Below are 17,323 nucleotides of genomic sequence, written 5' to 3'. Positions count from 1 at the left end.
CTTGCCTGACTTTGCCACGTCTTCTGGAGAGCTGGATGCATAACGAAAGATGCACGTCCGGTTCGGTGAAAGGCGACTAGAAACCGACTGCCGTGAGGCAGCACGGCGCTAGTCGCCTATTCTACCCAAGGGCGGCTGGGTGGACGAGCCCTTCACCATGAAGGGCTACCGTTCCGACTTCGATCTGCTGATAATCGTCAACAACCGCAAGCTCTGCAAGTTCGCCGAGTACTGGTACAAGGCCTCCGACCGCCTGATCCGCGACCCGCTGATCGAGACCCCGGTCAGCTTCATCGTGCATTCAAGGCGCGAGGTGAACACCTACCTGAAGGAGGGACAGTATTTTTTCTCCGACATCCGCAAGGAAGGCATTGTTCTCTACGAGCTCGACGATGAACCGTTGGCGGAACCTGTGCCACTGACGCCAGCTGATCGGTTGCGGGTAGCGCGGGAACATTGCGAGCAGCGGCTCGCCGAGGCCGAAGCCAGCTTAGAAGGCTCGTACTTCTATCTCAGCAAGTCAAAACGGCCAGGCGACGTCTGGAGCAACTGGGCGGCTTTCAGCCTCCATCAATCGCTGGAACAGGCTTATTCATGCGTTCTGCTGACCCTGACAAACTACGGCCCGCCCTCTCACAACATCAAGTTTCTACGCTCGCTGGCCGAAGACCAGGATCGGCGCCTGTCGGACGCATTTCCGCGCGATCAGCAGAGGGAGCGAGCTTGGTTCAACACGCTGAACGAGGCCTATGTGAAGGCGCGCTATTCCAAGTATTTCGAGATCAGCGAGGAAGCGCTTACATGGCTTGGTGAGCGCACGGCCGCGCTGCTTGGTGTCATCAAGAAGGTTTGCGAGGAGCATTTGGAAAAGCTCAGGAGACACGCCCAGTGGGATGCTTGAATTCACTCATCTAAGAGATCTCCACAGGCGACCTCCGTTCCGCTGCCGTCCAGCCCACGTACTGTGTTATTGTAGATCCGCAGGCAGAGCGCGCAGGCCTTGCGCTCATCGACCGAGCAAGCGAGCTTGATGCCAGGCTGCAATTCGTTCGCAGGGTTCTAGCACGGAACATTACTGCCGACGGCGACACCAACCTTCCCGTCGAGGAAGCGCAAATCCGCGTCGAGATTGCCAGGCGTAAGCGCCTCCTGGAACTGAACCCACGCGATGCCCTTCGTCTTGCGGAGTCGGCATTGCTTTATGTGAACGTCGGACAGAGCCCCTCGGCTTGGTCGCTTCTTCGCCGTGCACTCATTCTTCGGCCAGATGATCGTTACGTTCTCAGGGCGGCGGCGCGCTTTTTCATGCACATCGGCGCTCCCGATGAGGCAGAGCATTTTCTCAAGGCTTCCAGCGCCACGCTATCCGACCCGTGGCTCCGATCTGCCCTTTTCGCAGTGCAAGCGGCCTCCGGCACAGCAGCGTCAGGATGGCGAAAAGCGAAGTCACTTCTTGGTGAGGCCAAGTTCTCGCCTCGCGATCTCTCCGAACTTGCCGTTCAAATGGGGAGCATGGAGTACGAGGCGGGTTCTCGAAAACAAGCAATACGAATGCTGCGCCAAGGGGCAATGAGCCCTACCGAAAATGCCATCGCTCAGATCGGCTGGGTGGCCCGCCACAAGGCTGACTTCAAGCAGGCGGATCTTCACGTCGACATCTCGCTCTCCGAGGAGGCGTCAGCATACACAACCTATGAGGAATCAAATTGGAAAGATGTTATCGAGCATTGTGCAGACTGGCGAAAGATCGAGCCCTTCAGTGTACGTCCAGCGATTTTGCCGACCTTTATCGGTTGCGTTTCGATGGAAGCCCTAGAAGAAGCCGCTACGGTCGGGGCGCATGGCCTGCTCGCCAATCCCAGGAACAAGACACTCTTGAGCAACCTGGCGGCGGTAAGAGCGCTCCAAGAACGTTTCGACGATGCACGGCACCTGATCGGGCGCGCCTTTGCGTCTCTCGGTGACGATGACGACGATATAGTCGTAACAGCCACCTCCGGCTTGATCGACTTTCGAGAGCGGAAGTTTGACGCCGGCATCAAGCATTACATGGATGCCATTGAGAAAGCTCGACAGGCAAAAAACATCGACCTTGCGTTCCGAGCCATCTGCTTTCTCGCGCGCGAGGTTGCTCGCGTGGACCACGAGCAGGGACGAATTCTCCTCGACAAGATCGACACTCATTTTGAATCGGTAACGAAACGTGGCTTCGCGATCCCTAAAGATATCGCGGTGATCAGAGAACAAATTGCAGATGGTGTCCGGATTGGTACAGGACGGGCGCAGGCGCTTGCGTCGATTAAGTCATTCAATTGAGCCGATGTCATCGGCGATGGTGGCACTCCGCTGCTCGGAGACGAGTAAACATGGCGTTTCAGGCGGTCTAGCCGCCTGAAACTACACGCAGGAACAAATAAAAGAACAAACCTTCTACGGGAGGGCCGCGCAAGCGAGGGGGGGCTTACAGAGACTGGCGGAATCGTCAGCCGATGGACAAGCACGTGAAGCCTCCGAATTTACCGCAACAGGTGCGCCAAGCCGAAATGCCCGATTTTGGTCACGAAATCGGCGGGAAATCATCCATTTTCATTGGAATTGTTGCTGCCAGCAATATTCGGTCCGCCGTACCCTCTCCAAGTCGTTCTGCGTGAGTGTCGGGCCATTCGACTCATTTCCCTATCGCCAAACCGGCCCGCAAGGCCTTGGCGATGGCATTCCAGTCGCGTGAGGCACCGTCTTGAAAATCCGCAGCGACATTACAGGCATTCAATATCTGCGCGCCATCGCCGCAATCTCCGTGCTTTGCTTCCATATCAGCGAGGCATACGGCCTTAGATTCCAGATCGGAGCGGCGGGTGTCGATATATTCTTCGTCATCAGCGGCTTTATCATGTGGGTCACGACCCAGGGAAAGCCGATCGGTCCGCAAGAATTCATGTGGCGCCGGCTCATCAGAATAGTGCCGCTTTACTGGATTGCGACCGCGGCGACATTCGTCCTGGCCGTGTTGAAACCGCAGTTCTTCTACAATACGAACGCGAGCGCCGAGAATTTGATCGGCTCGCTGTTTTTCCTGCCCGCCATGAAGAACGACGCGCTGCATCCGGTTGTCGAGCAGGGATGGACCTTGTCCTACGAGATGTTCTTCTATCTCATCTTCTCCATTTCATTGCTCCTGCCGGAGTTCAGGCGGTTATGGTTCCTGATGGCGGCTCTGGTGGCGATCGTCATCACGCATTACCTGCTGCCTCTCGGCCATCTCAGTGTTTTCACGGAGCCGGTCATTCTTGAATTTGCGGCGGGAATCATCATCGGACGTTTGTGGAAGCAGGATTTTCGCCTGCCTTTTTACGCCGCCATCAGCCTAATGATCGCCGGATTCGCGCTGTTGCTGGCGAGTGACCTGATGCCCCATGTCGACCGGGCGGTTCGCTGGGGCATCCCTGCTGTGCTATTGTTATCGGGCGCTGTTTTCGCAGAGCGGGAGCGGGGCGTCCCCAAACTGGCATTCCCGCACTTCCTGGGGGATGCCTCCTATTCCATTTACGTTTGGCACGTGCTCATGGCCGTCATGGTGACGGCGCTGCTGCTGCGCATTGGCGTGCCGCATGGCGCACAGCCCGTGTTCATCGCATTGGGCTCGCTGGCTTTTGCAATCGTTTGCTACCTGTTCATAGAACGGCCGATCCTCCGGAAAACGCGAGCCGCGCGCCCGCGACCGGCATTTCGCGGCTGACGCACAAGGAGCGAGATGATCGCTCGAAGAATGCTACGGCTGCGCTCCGTCCTCTTTTGCCGTTCCGGCGATGACCGGGCAGGATTGCGGGATTGGTCGATCGAACAACACCGCAACGCTGCAATCGGATGTGAACATCGCCTCGTCGTCATGCCCCGCGCTTGGTACCTCGACGACCTTCTGATTGAGGTCGGACGGATGCCGCTTTTTCATATAGCCGAAATAGGTCAACCCTCGCGCGAGCCGGTATGGCCCCTGCGCCATCGCGGCACAGGAGCGATCGATGAAATGAGTGTATGGATTCGTGTCCGCCTCCCCCAACAGGTAGACGACGTTTCGCGCGGCATATCGGGCTTCGAGAACCTTCGGATCCTGCGAGGATACATATGGCGGCGCGGAAGTCAGGCCATATCGCCACTGCGTTGCGCGCGGGCAGGAAGCTGTCGATTGATCCGCCAGCAAGGCCGGCCGCTCATTGTCGAAATAGAGATAACTCGACGGATTGGCGACGAAATAGCGAACGGAGATACCGGCGCTCGCCAGGCTTTCCGTCTCGCGCCCCATCACCGCGTAGCGCTGCACCAATTGCGCGCCCGCCGAATGCCCCATCACGACGATGGTCGACAGCGAAGGATACAAGCGGCGATCCGCGAAATGCCGAAGCAAGGCATCGAGCGCGGAGAAGGAGCTGATCGGCGCGGGCTGGCGCGCGGCTTCTCCGCCTTTCCATCCGTTTTGCGTCCAGGCCAGCGTCTGCGCGGACAGTGAGAACGCCTTGACATCCGGCCTTATTAGAAACTGCGGCGCGACAACCATCGTCCCTTTCGCAAGATTTCCCACCTTTGCCAGCAGCTTCCGGCCTGTCGCATAATAGGCGTCGGCGTTTCTCAGCGTACCGTGAATCACGATCAGCACCTTCGTCACGTCGGGTGCTGCCGTGTCGACCGCATGATTGGCGTAGACGGGCAGCTCTCCCTTCCCGTCCGGCGTGTCGATGAGCGCGCGTTGATCCGCGATCTGTTTGACCGGCTTACGGAGCTTCGCATGTTGAGAGACGGCATTTGTGGACCATGCTTGGGATAATCCGCCGGCGGCGATCAGCGCCGTTCCGGATAATATGATGCAGGCTAAATTCCTGGAGTTCCGCTGCGTGCCCGAGCACCAGATTCGGCCAAGATAGGTGAAAATGAACGGCATCGTATGGTTACTGCGCTTTGATTGATACGGAGAAAACGTGCTCATCCGATCAGTCGTTAACCGGCGTGCTCGCTGCTTGAACGATGGAGCAGAGAAAAATCCGTCGCAATCTCGAAAAAATCCTCGTTTGACGAACATTCTCTCGAACGTGCAAGGATTATTGGGACGCGCAAACCGCATCTTCTAAGAAACCCGAATCAGGAAAGGCCCGGCGCATTCGCGACCCGGAGCGCAGATGTTCACGCTCGCGTGCCCGAAAAACCTGCGACAGAGACGATAAGCCGTGGCATAAGGCCCCCGAAAAACTTTCTTCAGGCCCGGCGTAATCATGATTCGTATCGAGAATATCAGCAAGCAGAACAGCCATCGCATCCTCTTCATCGAGGCGTCCGCTGCGCTCAACAGGGGCGAGAGCATTGGACTGGTCGGCCCGAACGGCGCCGGCAAGACGACGCTTTTCCGGATGATCACCGGCGGGGAGCAGCCCGACGAAGGGCAGGTTTCCGTCGATAAGGGCGTCACCATCGGCTATTTCAGCCAGGATGTCGGCGACATGGCGGGTCGGAGCGCCGTTTCGGAAGTGATGGAAGGTGCCGGGCCGGTCAGCGCGGTTGCCGCCGAGCTTCGTGAGCTGGAAGCCGCGATGAGCGATCCGGACCAGGCTGACAGGATGGATGAGATCATCGAGCGCTATGGCGAGGTGCAGGCGCGCTACGAAGAGCTGGATGGCTACGCGCTCGAGGGCCGCGCCCGCGAAGTGCTGGCGGGCCTGAGCTTCAGCCAGGAGATGATGGACGGCGATGTCGGTGCGCTTTCGGGCGGCTGGAAGATGCGCGTGGCGCTGGCCCGCATCCTCTTGATGCGCCCCGATGTCATGCTTCTCGACGAGCCGAGTAACCATCTCGATCTCGAAAGCCTGATCTGGTTGGAGTCCTTCCTCAAGGGCTATGAGGGTGCGCTCCTGATGACCTCGCACGACCGCGAGTTCATGAACCGCATCGTCACCAAGATCATCGAAATCGATGCTGGCAACCTGACAAGCTATTCCGGCGACTACGAGTTCTATGAGCAGCAGCGCGCTCAGAACGAGAAGCAGCAGCAGGCGCAGTTCGAGCGTCAGCAGGCGATGCTCGCCAAGGAAATCAAGTTCATCGAGCGTTTCAAGGCGCGCGCCTCGCATGCCTCGCAGGTGCAGAGCCGCGTGAAGAAGCTGGAAAAAATCGATCGCGTCGAGCCGCCGAAGCGCCGCCAGACGGTCGCCTTTGAATTCCAGCCGGCGCCGCGCTCGGGCGAAGACGTCGTCGTCCTGAAAAACGTTCATAAGGGCTATGGCAGCCGCAGCATCTATGAAGGTCTCGACTTCATGGTGCGCCGCCGAGAGCGCTGGTGCATCATGGGCATCAACGGCGCCGGCAAATCCACGCTTCTGAAGCTGGTCGCCGGTTCGGCGGAGCCGGATGAAGGCAGCGTCAATCTCGGCGCCAGCGTCAAGATGGGATATTTCGCCCAGCACGCCATGGAGCTGCTTGAGGGCGAGCGCACCATATTCGAGACGCTGGAACATGAATTCCCGCAGGCCGGCCAAGGTTCGCTCCGCGCACTGGCCGGCTGCTTCGGCTTTTCCGGCGACGACGTCGAAAAGAAGTGCCGGGTGCTGTCGGGTGGCGAGAAGGCGCGGCTTGTCATGGCGATCATGCTTTTCGATCCGCCGAACCTGCTGGTGCTGGACGAGCCGACCAACCATCTCGATCTCGATACCAAAGAGATGCTCATCGAGGCGCTGTCGCAATATGAGGGCACGATGCTGTTCGTCTCACACGACCGGCATTTCCTCGCGGCACTCTCCAACCGCGTGCTGGAGCTGACGCCGGAAGGCATTCACCAGTATACCGGCGGCTACACGGAATATGTGGAGCGCACGGGATACGAGGCGCCGGGACTGCGGAGCTGATAGCTGCGCCGATCGGCGCTATTGCGTGTTGGACGAAGGCGCGGCACCGGCGTTGATCACGGCAACGGGTGCCGTCCTGCCGCGCACGCGGATTTCGATGCGGCGGCGCGCCTCGACCGCGCCGCGCTGGCCTGATGTGACGGTATCGCCGGGCAGGATCAGCTGCGCGGCGGACATCGGCAGAATCGTAGCACCCTTCAGCTTCGGATTGGCCTTGAGCACGTTGGCGACGGCAATGGCGCGGGCGAGACCAAGCCCGGCATTGTCGGCCGGTAGCAGGGCCGATACCGGCAGCTTGCCGTCCATCGCGTTGATGATCGTATCGTCGAGATTGGATTTTTCGCGCGCCAGCGGCTGCTCGTCCGTATGGCCTATGACCTCGACGATATTGGCGCCGTAGAGGCTGAGATTGCTGGCGATTTCGTCTGTGATCGTGGTGCTGAGCAGCTGGGCGAAGGTGCCGGTAAGTTCGGCGCTTCCCGATTGAAAATAGTTCTTCTTGGCATCGTCGAGATTGATGATGGGCGGCCAGTCGTGCATGCCCTTCCCGCCCCCGTTTCCAGCCAGAAGCTTATTGACCTCATCGGGTGCTGCCGTCAGTGAGACGCCATGCTCCTTTAGAACGGCCGCAACCTTGGCAAGCGATTGCAGATCGGCCGATGACGCACCCTGATCTGCCATACTGTCGAGCGTCTCCTTCGCCAGCACTAGCTCCCGCCATTGCTTGTCCACCACGGCCTTGTCGGCGGCGGAAAGATCACCGGAAACGACTTTCGATTGCAGCAAGACGATCTCGGCCGCCTGCTCCGCGCGTTTCTTCTCCAGCAGGGAGACTTGCTGTTCGGCCTTCTCAAGCTTGCGCTCGACCTCGGAGCGGCGGTTTCTTTCGGCGGAAATCATGGCGGCTGCCGCGAGCAGCAGGCAAAAGACCAGAAGCAGCATGGATTCGGCCATCGTCAGGCCAAGGATCAAACCACGATTATAGCCTTTGTGCTCCAGTTTCGGCTGAATATCCGAGCCTCCTGCTACCATAGATGCCACCAGCGTTTTCGCGGCACGGCCTCGATCTCAGGAGCGATGTCGTCATCGGTCTTCGGTTTCGGCAGCGGTGCCTGTCCCATCGCTTCCGCCATACGGCCGAGCGCCACTTCGATGTTGCGCAGCGGCTGCAACTGCGCCTCGGACATCTCCTTGATGGCAGCGATCGCCGGCGCCAGCTCGGCGCGCACGACATCCTCCGGCGAGCGGATCTGCTCCAGCTTCTTGCCGACATTCTCGACGGCGGCACCGAAGGTCCCGATGATCTCGGACAATTGCGAGGTCGTCGCCGTCAGCTGGGCGGCCGCTTCGTTGATGGGGGTCACCGCCTGCTTTGCCAGCATTTCGAGGATCTTGTTGATCTCCTCGCCGTTGCGTTCTGCCTGCCGCGCGATCTCCTCGAATCCCTCCGACAGCATCTGGTTGCTGACACGCCGGTAGTGCGAGAATTCGCGCGATGAGGAGTCGAGTTCGGTCCGCACGCGCCGTGTCATCTCGGCAAGCTCGTGCCGGACGCTGCGCTCGATGTCGATCGGATCGCGCCGCATCTGGTTGAAGAGAATGCGCAGCGTTACGCCGGCAATGGTCGATGTGACGGCGATGCCGAAATTGCGGACGATGGTCTCGATCGATGTTTCGCCGGCAAAGAGATAGAGCGATACGCCCAGGCTCGACAGGGTGAAGAGAAATCCCATGTAGTAGAGATTGTCGCCCGCCTGCTCGTTATGCAGCCGGAACCCTGCGACTGCCAGCGACACAATGAAGTAGATCGCCATCAGCACGAGCGGTATGCCTGTCACGACAGGCAGCGACCAGCCCATGAGCTTCGACGACCAGATGAAGATCATGCCGCCGATGGTAATGGACGCGAAAAGCACCATCGGCCCATAGTCGCGGATGAGATATCGCGTCTCGGTACCGGCCATCAGCGTATCCCCTCCAACCGCACGAAGCCGCCGAAATCACCGTTGCTGTTCTTGATCCATTGCGCCCAGAAGTTCGCAAGGTCCTCCATGCTGAACTTCATGTTCGGCCTTTGAAAGGCAAGGATCTTGACCGTGACCCCAGCCAATGACGTGCGAAACTGGTCATTTGCCGGGCTGTGCTGGTATTTCTGATAGGAGACGCCGTCCCGGTAGTTCGAGAAGGCGGCGGTGTGCTCGATCATGTCGGAGGCGATGTAGAGGCGCTTCGGCAGGCCTGCCGGAGCGTTGGCGAAGACTTCCAGGTTGATCTTCTGAATGGCCGCCATGATCGGCGACAGCTTGCCGGACTCGCCCGCGGTCAGCTTGCCGGCGATATCGGCGAGCGGCTTCTGGAACCCTTTTTCCCATCGTGCCTGCGCCAAGCGCGGATTGCTGGTCCATTCGTCGACGTTGGCACCGCTTCCCGGGTTGCAGCCGTGGAAGGTCTGGATCAGTTCGCCTTCCTTCTCCGTGAGCGCGTAGATATCGATCGCGCCGCCGATCGGCACGCTCGCCACGATCTTCTGGAACTGGTTGCGGAGATCAAGCGCCGTCGTGTCGGCGATCGGATCTGTGACATCGAGCAGGATGGCCGTTTCCGCCTTCGGGCCATCCACGGGGCAGAGCGAAGCCTGGTCGACGGCGACGTTGCCGCTCGCCTTGTAGCGTAGCCAGCCATAGGCACCGACGATCCCGAGGGACAGGATCGCGAGACAAATCGTTGCGATGATGAGACCGGCGGATCCGCCGCGCCGGCTACGCCGCTTGCGTCGCGCCAAGGATGCTCTCCGGGAAAAGATTGTCGAGCTGGTGGTATTTCTCGATGGCGCGCTCGAATTCCTCGCCAATTTGCTTGATCTGGTCCGACAATTCCGCCTGCGCACTCTGGATGCGCGAGCCGAGCACCTTGTCGTCCCATTCCTCTTCGCTGCGGATGACAGGCGTCAGGCGCTCCATCTTGTAGGCAGCGTTGAAGTAGGATGGTTCCGGCTCGGTGCGTGCGGCCCTGTTGGCATCGCGGTAGGAGGTGAGCAGCACATTGGCGGCGCGCTCGAGATGGTTCTGGTGTTCGGCAAAAAGGTCGGCCGTCCTCGCGCGATGAGCGATGATGGCCGCCGTCTCCTGCCGGCGCAGCGAGAGGTCGCGGATGATCTCTTCGATCTTGCCGTTGTGCTCGTCGCGGATGCCGCGAAGGTCCTCGATCAGATCGAGCTTGCGGTCGATGTAATTGTCTCGCGCCGCATCGAGACGCTTCTGCACGCCGGCAAAGCCCGGATAGGGATCGGTCAGATAGCAGCCGTCGATGAAGGCGACGAGCGAGAACATCAGGCCGATGGCAAAGAGCATCCAGGAGTTCAGCTCCTGCAGCCCAAGCGGCGCGGTCTTCAGGCGCGGCATCACCTCGGCGCCCGCCCCGCTCAGGATCGTTGCCGAAACCTCGCGATAATGCGCCAACGCGATGTTGATCCCCAAGGCGACTACGACATAGGCGACAAGTCCGAGGAGACCGAGCAGCTTCAGCGCAAAGGATCGATGCACCAGGAAGCGGACGCAGAAGAAGGAGAACATCAGCGCGGTGCCGATGTTCAGGAAGGCGAAAGCGGCCGCCTCCGTCACACCGCCGACGATGCCCTGTTCGCTTCCCTTGGCGAGAAAGCTGCCGTTCATCACCATTTCAATGAGCACAAGGAAGACGATCAGCGAGACTTTGAAGCCCCATGCCGCCTTGCTGGAAACCTTCGCGGCGCGCTGCAGCTTGTGCCTGGCCTTGAAGCCTACCATCTCATCCTCGGCCGTCTTCAGCTTACGGCGCAGGCCGTGAAGTTCATCGACGCCGCTTGCAACCTCCGCCTTGAAATCCGAGACGCTGGCGGCATTCGCCTGGCGTATCAGCCCGAACTGCCCTTCGAAATCTAGGTTGCGAAGACGACTGTCGAAGGTCTGGAACTGGTCTTCGAGGATCTGGTAGGAACTTTTCTTCTCCGCCTCGACCCAGGCGACGACGCGCTGTTCCGTCTCGTCATGCGACTGTGCATCCAGCGGCGGCCGGTTCTGGCGCCCGGCGGCAGCTCCCTTTTCCTTCAGGTCGAGGGTCGCACCTAGCTTTTCGATATCGACGACGGGAAAAACGTCCGTCGAGGCACGGAAATCATGGCTGGTCTCCCGAACGCTGTCCCAGAGACGGTTGAGGGCTTCGAAACGCAACGATCTTCCCCGGCGAATTCATCAACTTAGAAAGGACAATTGAGAAATCGATACCGCACCGGTTGTCCTTGGTCCAGAGCGATCTAGCGGAGGTTAGGATGCGATTGTGGTAAAGACTAGCCCGAGCCGGTGATGATCGGAAAACACGCATATCAATCGCGGCAATCAGCGTTGCGCGAAGGATCAGTGTTACGCCTGAACCGAATTCGAAACAGGTTTCCAGAAACCGGCGCGCTGCAGCCCTTCGCGATAGATATCGCGTTGCCATTGCTCCTTGAACGGCACGACAGAAATCCAGCGATCGATATCGAAATCCGGGCTGGTGTCATGAACCCGCCGGACGAAGAAGCCCGCCCTTTCCTCCTCTCCCAGCATTGCCAGGCTCGCCGCGGAAATCCTGTCCGCCAAGCGCGAATCGGCCATCCGACGGATATAATCGAGTGCGGCCTCGAAGCGGCCGAGCGTGTAGCTCGCCACCGAAGCTGTCCAGAAATAAGTGTCGGGACTGACCGGATTGAGCGCGATGGCACTTTCGATCTTCGTCAACGCAAGGTCCGGCCGCGAGGAATGAAGCAATGCTTCGGCATGGTCGGCAATGATGCCGGCGTGGCCCGGATTGAGGGCTTCAGCCAGCTTCAGGGCCTCTATGCTTTCGTCATTTGCCCTCTGTAAGGTCTTCGCCATGCCCAGTTCGCGATAGCCGTCGGCGAGATCGCGCCGGGCTGCGATGGCCCGCGTCGCATAGTTCTCCGCCTCGTCCAGCAGGGCCGGATCGCTACCCGATGTCAGTACCCATTCCTTGGAGTAGGTTCGCGAAATAGAACTCAAGACAGGGGCGAAATGGCCACTGCTTTCCAGCACCGATTTGAACTCTAGCCGTGCCTCCTGCAGGCTTGGCACCGAGAGGCGAGCAAGGTGGCGCTTTCCGGCGAGATAGCGCTGATAGGCTGTCAGGTCCTTTTCGAAGTGAGACCTCATCATCTCCCGGCGTTCGATCTGTCCCGCCAGGGAGAGCACGATGTGACGAGCGATCCTCTGCCTCTGCTGTTCGGGAGAGGATTGCCCGAGGCCGATGCGCTCTGCCCAAACGACCTCGTCGCTGACAGCATCGACCAATTGCGAAAACAGCAAAGGTTCGTTGTCCTGAACGCTGACGCGCATCTCAAGAATGTAGGAGCGATCCCATCGATCGAAAGTTGCAATCGCGCGCTCCCCAACCCTGCCGATCCGGACCGCCGTGCAGCGATCCGCAATATCGAGACTGTCCAAGGCGCAGAAGCCGACGGTGATATCGCTCACCAGCGATGAGGCGTCATATCCCGAGCCTTGCTTTTCCAGGGGCGGCAGGAGGATTAGGGGTATGCGCATCTTCGGCGGTTTGTCCGTCACCTTCCTGCGGTGAAGAGCGTCGGCATTGGCCCCAGCAGCCGAAATGTCCCGCCACCGCGACGACCATGACGCCAACAGCTCTGAACGCTGCTCGAATATTCGCCTGAAGTGCTCGACCTCTCCCCCGGCTTCGAATATCCGCAGCAGGACGCGATGAATATCCCTATCCTCCGGATCGGCACCGAGGACGAGAAGCGCCGCCTCCTTGACCAGCGCGACATCCTCCTCGGCGCTCGCCTGCGCAGCGGCGGCATGCAGCGTTTCCTTCAGCATATCGGCATGGCGCCGCCTTTGCGCCTTGCGCCAGTGAAAGAAAACCGCGCTCTGACAATCGACGTCCAGCAGGAACTCCGCTTCGAGCGTGTTCATCAGCCCCTTCAATCTCGCGACGCTCGGCTCTGCCTGTTCCGCGCCCGCGAGCGGCATGTCTATGGCTTCTGGAGGTGCTTCGAGCTCGACGATCGTTTCGCTGAAACGAAGGAACGGCCTGCCGAGCACTTCCTGGCGGCCCCTTATCCGTGAAACCAGCTTTCGCAGATTGACCTGCGCGCTGCCATTGTCGTCGCCCCATAGAAGCCGGGCGATCGCGATGCGTGATGCGCCCCCCGGTGGCTCTGCCATCAAGTAGCTCAGGATCAACAGGCCCTTTTCGGGAAAGGCGACTTCGCGACCATCGCTGTCCAAAAGTCTAAGGCGGCCAAATGTATGCAGTGAAAACATGATCCAGTTCACGAAATCCGCATCGACCGATGCCGGCAGAAAAAACCGGGAAGCAGTTTCGTTTGCCGGATTGATTTCATTCGCGCTCGGACGAGCATGGTGAAATTTCCATAAGTTTGTAGTGTGGAGGAAGGTTCGGCGATTTTCAATTCCAATTGCCTGAAACCTGAAAGACCCTTCGCCAAATCGAAAGCGCGACATATCTCTTCTGAGCACGCGATCTCATTCGGAGCACCAAGCCATGACGACCACTCCCTTCAAGAATATCTGTGTCTACGGCGCCGGCGCGCTGGGTGGCGCGATCGCCGCAAAACTTGCCTCCGCGCAACCAGGCCACGCGGAGGTTTCCGTCGTTGCGCGGGGTGCGCACCTGGAGGGGATTCGTTCCGGCGGCATACGCCTCTGGGAAGCCGGCGCGGACAGTCCTCTCGTGGCGCGAATGACGGCAACGGCCGACGCCGGCGAGCTGCCGACGCAGGATCTCGTCATTACCGGGCTCAAGGGTCATCAGCTTGCGGCCGCCGTTCCCGGCATTGCGAAACTGCTGCACTCGGGCACCCGCGTCGTGATGATCCTCAACGGCGTGCCCTGGTGGTATTTTCACCGGGACCGGCGGAGCGGCCATGCCGAGCACCAGATGGAGGAGCTCGATCCGAACGGCGATCTCTGGCGCCTGATCGGGCCGGAGCGTGTGATTGGCTGCGTCGCCTATCAGGGGGCGGAAGTCGTCGGGCCTGGCGAGATAAAGCTCGCCAACAATGGCCATTTCATCCTCGGCGAGCCCTCCGGCGAGACGACCGCCGACATAGAGGCCATCGCAGCACTGCTGCAGAAGGCGGGCGTCAACATTTCCATTTCCACACGCATTCGCGACGATATCTGGAGCAAGCTGATGGGCAATGCCGCCTTCAACCCGATCAGCGCGCTGACCAGGGGATTGATGTCCGACATCATGGATGACCCGGCGCTGGCAACCATGGTCGGCCAGGTGATGAGCGAGGTGAAGGCTGTCGCTGAGGCTTTGGGATCGCATATCGCCATGTCGATCGAAGAGCGCCTCGACCGCTCCCGTCAGATCGGCCCTGTGCGTACCTCGATGCTGCAGGATCTGCTTGCCGGCAAGGCGCTGGAAATTACGCCTCTCGTCGGTGTCGTCGTTTCGCTCGGCAAGCTTGCCAATGTGCCGACGCCGGTCTCGGCAACCATTCTGGCGTTGGTGACGCAGCTCGACCGCAAGAACCAGCAAAGCGTCGGCTAGGCGACAGTCGACGATCTCAAATAGATTTTCGATCTTCCGGCAGCGGTGCATCGTTCAGCTGCCGGGCAAAATCCAGGGATGGCGGCTCTTTATATCTCACTTACTTCTTCGCACTTATCCCTGAATGGATTTCCTATGGGGGCCGGCGTTACGCTTGCGGTGGAATATGGAGATAGATCCCATGCTCGACACGCACGCACCCAATCTAACGGAATCCATCCGCGTCCTCGTTCACAACAGCGATGAGAGACATCAACGCGTCGCGGCATCGGCCTCGGGCGTAAAAGGCCGGCGCCGGCACTCGCTTGGCAATCGTCAGGTCCGCGAGAAGCGTACCTTTCAGGCCATGTTCGCCTTCGGTCTGCTGCTTGGCGGCCTGGAGCTCTTCATCGTGCTGCATTATCTCTGAGGCGCAGCCGACATGAGTAGGCCGATTTTTCAAAGACGCATCGGCGGTGCGATCACCGCCCTCGTCACGCCTTTTCGCGACGGCGTTTTCGATGGCGTCGATATGATGGCGCATGTGGAATGGCAGCTGCTGAGCGGCATCGACGGGCTGCTGGTCTGTTCGCTAACGGGCGAAGGCCCGACACTGACGGAGGCCGAGCGAATCCGCGCCATCGAAATCTGTGTCGAACTTTCCGAAGACAAGGTGCCTGTCATTGCTGCAACGGGAACCAACGATACGGCGACGACCATAAAGGAAACGATACAGGCGCAGCAACTTGGCGCCGATGCGGCCTTGGTGACAGTCCCCTATTATTCCAAGCCGACGCAAAAGGGGGTCATCCACCATTTCGAGCAACTCGCCGCGCAGACCGAGTTGCCCATCATCGTTCACAATCAGCCGTCGCATACCGCGATCGATCTCGCGCCGACGACGGTCGCGCGGCTGGCGGAGATTCCAGGGATTATCGGGATCGCCGATGGCAGCGGTGGCGTCTCGCGGATCGATGTCTGGCGCCCTTTGCTGCCGGAGCGGTTCGGTCTCTTTGCGTCGAACGATGCCAGCGCGCTCGGCTTCATCGCCGCAGGTGGTCATGGCTGCTTTTCCAGTGCGGCCAATATCGTTCCGCGTCTCTTTCGGTCCATGCAGCATTCCGTGGCTTGCGGCAACGTCAGCGCAGCCAAATCCATCGACGGGCGCCTGCAGCCATTGTTCAGCGCGCTGGCCCGCGAAAGCGAGCCGACTACGGTCAAGCACGCCTTGTCACTCGTCAGCGATATCGAGGCGGATGTGCGCCTGCCCTTGGTCGGCGTCACCCATGAGACGGCGGCTGCCATCCAAGCGGCAATCACACCGTTTCAGCTCGACGGCAGCGGCCGTTTTGCCTCGCACCATGCCTATCGCCTGGGATTGTGAAATCGCTCCATCCCTATGACATTTTTATATTTTTGCCGTTTCAGGCAAATGGAAATCCTAGCAACTCCCCCATAGATTCAACGGCGTAGCACCGGAAACGGCTTTCATCGGCCAGACGGTGCCGGTGACACTGGAAAGGAACTACGATGTCACGCCAGACGCATGTCGGCCTATCCGCCGACGCTCTCCAACGCCCTCGCACAGCGGCCCTCGCAAGAAGCGAGTGGCCCATCTCTTCGGACGCATTGCTGAATGGACTTCGTTCCGTCGCTCCACGGCTTGGCCTTGTCCTCCTGATCGCCGCCGCCCTGCAAATGGTGCTGCATCTGACCGGACATTGAGTGAAGCCAAAGAGATCCAAGAGGAAACATAGAAATGGCAAACGCACAGCATATTCAGCGCCGCTCGGCCCATAGCCCGATCTCGCCAGCTCCGGCACGCTTCATCATTGGCCGCGACCGCCGCGGCAGCTGGATCGTCCAGGACCAGCAGGGTCTCGTCGGCGGCCTGTTCCGCAACGAGGCGGCCGCCCTGCACTTCGCTGCTGAAGAATGCAATCATAACCCGGCCGACGTCTGCCTTGCGCCCGAAGGCGCCATCCTCGACCTGGATGGCTTCGCAGCCAATGTGCACTAAACTTGCCCCTAGAGCGGTTCTCTGAACCGCTCGATCCCTTTGTTTTCCCGCAATTCCGGACGGAAAACCGCTACGCACTTTTCCTGGAATTGCTCTAGCAGGCTTCGACAGCATACCGCCGAACGCTTCCTTAACCGCCCTCAGGTAAGTTTTCGGCCAGATATCCAAAGAACAGAAGACAATGTCGAAGCCTGCCTTCCGCTACAGCCACTACGATCTCAGAGAACAGCGCGCCGGAACGGTGATCGAAATCACGCTTTCGGCCATCGCCAATGTCAGGCTGATGAACGGCTCGAATTTCGAGCGCTTCACGGAAACCCTCAAGCACCAGTTTATCGGCGGCGTCGCCAAGAAATCCCCGATCCGGCTGACCATTCCGGAATCCGGCCACTGGCATCTCGTCGTCGATATGGAAGGCCACAACGGTCTGGCTGAATCGAGCGTGAAGATCGTCGATGCGGCACTGGCTCCCCGCATGCAGAAGGCACCACCGGAAACCGCCACCGGCAGGTAACCCGGAATTCTAGAGCGTTTCCGCTTTTCTTCGAATCGCGAAAACGCTCTATCCCTTTGTTTCTACGCAATTCCGGACGGAAAAACGCTATGCACTTTTCCTGGAATTGCTCTAGGAGGTGTGGACTCTTGGGTTTCCAAGGCTGAGCAAATCAGATTCAAGACTGTCTTTTGGAGGCAGTCATGGGTGTTTTGGATCGTCTGATCCTTCGGGACGAACAGTGAGCGCGGATAGCGCATCACATCATTGGTGACGAGCGCACGCGCGGCTCGTCTGGCCGCGACAACCGCATGTTCGTGGAAGCAGTGCTTTGGATTGTGCGGACCGGCTCGCCCTGGCGTGACCTGCCGG

The 17,323-nt window shown here is 59.5% G+C and carries 16 protein-coding genes and 1 pseudogene; 11 read left to right on the top strand and 6 right to left on the bottom strand.

Translation table 11 applies throughout. From position 1 onward, the window contains the following. Positions 1-127: 127 nt before the first annotated feature. From HGP12_RS33490 to HGP12_RS33480, 3 genes and pseudogenes are all read left to right on the top strand, one after another. Positions 128-901: pseudogene (locus HGP12_RS33490) on the top strand (HEPN domain-containing protein); the annotation flags it as partial. A gap of 293 nt (positions 902-1,194) precedes the next feature. Then, positions 1,195-2,316 carry a tetratricopeptide repeat protein gene (locus tag HGP12_RS33485; RefSeq protein WP_168844201.1) on the top strand — a complete coding sequence of 374 codons (1,122 nt, stop codon included), beginning with the start codon at positions 1,195-1,197 and terminating at the stop codon, positions 2,314-2,316. 481 nt (positions 2,317-2,797) lie between these two features. Further along, entirely contained in the window at positions 2,798-3,736 is a 939-nt protein-coding gene (locus tag HGP12_RS33480) for an acyltransferase (protein WP_312862972.1), read from the top strand. Positions 3,737-3,769: 33 nt separating this feature from the next. Here HGP12_RS33480 and HGP12_RS33475 read toward each other — a convergent pair whose 3' ends face one another. Beyond that, entirely contained in the window at positions 3,770-4,933 is a 1,164-nt protein-coding gene (locus tag HGP12_RS33475) for an alpha/beta hydrolase (RefSeq protein WP_246703658.1), read from the bottom strand. A gap of 328 nt (positions 4,934-5,261) precedes the next feature. On the opposite strand from HGP12_RS33475, the gene HGP12_RS33470 reads away from it, so the two are divergent. Beyond that, positions 5,262-6,884, top strand: coding sequence for an ABC-F family ATP-binding cassette domain-containing protein (locus HGP12_RS33470; protein WP_168844202.1), 1,623 nt, complete (start codon positions 5,262-5,264; stop codon positions 6,882-6,884). A gap of 18 nt (positions 6,885-6,902) precedes the next feature. Here HGP12_RS33470 and HGP12_RS33465 read toward each other — a convergent pair whose 3' ends face one another. The 5 genes from HGP12_RS33465 to HGP12_RS33445 all read right to left on the bottom strand — a co-directional run bounded on the left by HGP12_RS33465 (position 6,903) and on the right by HGP12_RS33445 (position 13,201). Next, a complete protein-coding gene (locus tag HGP12_RS33465) occupies positions 6,903-7,916 on the bottom strand; it encodes an OmpA family protein (protein ID WP_168844216.1) in 1,014 nt (337 codons plus the stop codon). Beyond that, on the bottom strand, positions 7,910-8,848 hold the full coding sequence (locus HGP12_RS33460) for a hypothetical protein (RefSeq protein ID WP_168844203.1): 939 nt from the start codon (positions 8,846-8,848) through the stop codon (positions 7,910-7,912). The genes HGP12_RS33465 and HGP12_RS33460 overlap by 7 nt, the downstream gene beginning before the upstream one ends. Beyond that, positions 8,848-9,666, bottom strand: coding sequence for a hypothetical protein (locus tag HGP12_RS33455; RefSeq protein WP_168844204.1), 819 nt, complete (start codon positions 9,664-9,666; stop codon positions 8,848-8,850). Before HGP12_RS33455 ends, HGP12_RS33460 begins: the two co-directional genes overlap by 1 nt. After that, positions 9,644-11,092, bottom strand: coding sequence for a hypothetical protein (locus tag HGP12_RS33450; protein ID WP_168880228.1), 1,449 nt, complete (start codon positions 11,090-11,092; stop codon positions 9,644-9,646). The genes HGP12_RS33455 and HGP12_RS33450 overlap by 23 nt, the downstream gene beginning before the upstream one ends. 189 nt (positions 11,093-11,281) lie before the next feature. Beyond that, positions 11,282-13,201, bottom strand: coding sequence for a hypothetical protein (locus HGP12_RS33445; protein ID WP_168844206.1), 1,920 nt, complete (start codon positions 13,199-13,201; stop codon positions 11,282-11,284). A 241-nt stretch (positions 13,202-13,442) separates the two neighbouring features. Here HGP12_RS33445 and HGP12_RS33440 point away from each other — a divergent pair, with 241 nt between their 5' ends. From HGP12_RS33440 to HGP12_RS33410, 7 genes are all read left to right on the top strand, one after another. Next, a complete protein-coding gene (locus HGP12_RS33440; RefSeq protein WP_168844207.1) occupies positions 13,443-14,459 on the top strand; it encodes a ketopantoate reductase family protein in 1,017 nt (338 codons plus the stop codon). 181 nt (positions 14,460-14,640) lie between these two features. Next, positions 14,641-14,868 carry a hypothetical protein gene (locus tag HGP12_RS33435; RefSeq protein WP_168844200.1) on the top strand — a complete coding sequence of 76 codons (228 nt, stop codon included), beginning with the start codon at positions 14,641-14,643 and terminating at the stop codon, positions 14,866-14,868. 12 nt (positions 14,869-14,880) lie between these two features. Next, positions 14,881-15,822: a 4-hydroxy-tetrahydrodipicolinate synthase gene (gene dapA / locus HGP12_RS33430; protein WP_168844208.1), complete on the top strand. Its 942-nt coding sequence runs from the start codon at positions 14,881-14,883 to the stop codon at positions 15,820-15,822. A gap of 146 nt (positions 15,823-15,968) precedes the next feature. Next, positions 15,969-16,163: a hypothetical protein gene (locus HGP12_RS33425; protein WP_168844209.1), complete on the top strand. Its 195-nt coding sequence runs from the start codon at positions 15,969-15,971 to the stop codon at positions 16,161-16,163. 34 nt (positions 16,164-16,197) lie between these two features. Next, on the top strand, positions 16,198-16,458 hold the full coding sequence (locus HGP12_RS33420) for a hypothetical protein (protein ID WP_168844210.1): 261 nt from the start codon (positions 16,198-16,200) through the stop codon (positions 16,456-16,458). Between the two features lie 181 nt (positions 16,459-16,639). Beyond that, positions 16,640-16,972 (top strand): DUF1883 domain-containing protein, encoded by a 333-nt coding sequence (locus tag HGP12_RS33415; RefSeq protein ID WP_168844211.1) that lies wholly within the window; start codon positions 16,640-16,642, stop codon positions 16,970-16,972. Positions 16,973-17,202: 230 nt separating this feature from the next. Further along, positions 17,203-17,323: transposase (locus HGP12_RS33410; RefSeq protein WP_312862971.1), on the top strand; the 121-nt coding region annotated here is incomplete at its 3' end.

This window comes from Rhizobium sp. P28RR-XV (genome assembly GCF_012641385.1).
Taxonomy (GTDB): domain Bacteria; phylum Pseudomonadota; class Alphaproteobacteria; order Rhizobiales; family Rhizobiaceae; genus Rhizobium.
The sequence above is the reverse complement of the archived record's forward strand: the minus strand, read 5'-3'. Positions and strand labels throughout refer to the sequence as shown.

Excerpts from the sequence above, each read along its gene's own strand:
- HGP12_RS33445 (WP_168844206.1), bottom strand. The coding sequence starts at position 13,201 with ATGTTTTCACTGCATACATTTGGCCGCCTTAGACTTTTGGACAGCGAT.
- HGP12_RS33470 (WP_168844202.1), top strand. The coding sequence starts at position 5,262 with ATGATTCGTATCGAGAATATCAGCAAGCAGAACAGCCATCGCATCCTC.
- HGP12_RS33440 (WP_168844207.1), top strand. The coding sequence starts at position 13,443 with ATGACGACCACTCCCTTCAAGAATATCTGTGTCTACGGCGCCGGCGCG.
- HGP12_RS33465 (WP_168844216.1), bottom strand. The coding sequence starts at position 7,916 with ATGGTAGCAGGAGGCTCGGATATTCAGCCGAAACTGGAGCACAAAGGC.
- HGP12_RS33460 (WP_168844203.1), bottom strand. The coding sequence starts at position 8,848 with ATGGCCGGTACCGAGACGCGATATCTCATCCGCGACTATGGGCCGATG.
- dapA (WP_168844208.1), top strand. The coding sequence starts at position 14,881 with ATGAGTAGGCCGATTTTTCAAAGACGCATCGGCGGTGCGATCACCGCC.
- HGP12_RS33415 (WP_168844211.1), top strand. The coding sequence starts at position 16,640 with ATGTCGAAGCCTGCCTTCCGCTACAGCCACTACGATCTCAGAGAACAG.
- HGP12_RS33435 (WP_168844200.1), top strand. The coding sequence starts at position 14,641 with ATGCTCGACACGCACGCACCCAATCTAACGGAATCCATCCGCGTCCTC.
- HGP12_RS33425 (WP_168844209.1), top strand. The coding sequence starts at position 15,969 with ATGTCACGCCAGACGCATGTCGGCCTATCCGCCGACGCTCTCCAACGC.
- HGP12_RS33420 (WP_168844210.1), top strand. The coding sequence starts at position 16,198 with ATGGCAAACGCACAGCATATTCAGCGCCGCTCGGCCCATAGCCCGATC.
- HGP12_RS33475 (WP_246703658.1), bottom strand. The coding sequence starts at position 4,933 with ATGCCGTTCATTTTCACCTATCTTGGCCGAATCTGGTGCTCGGGCACG.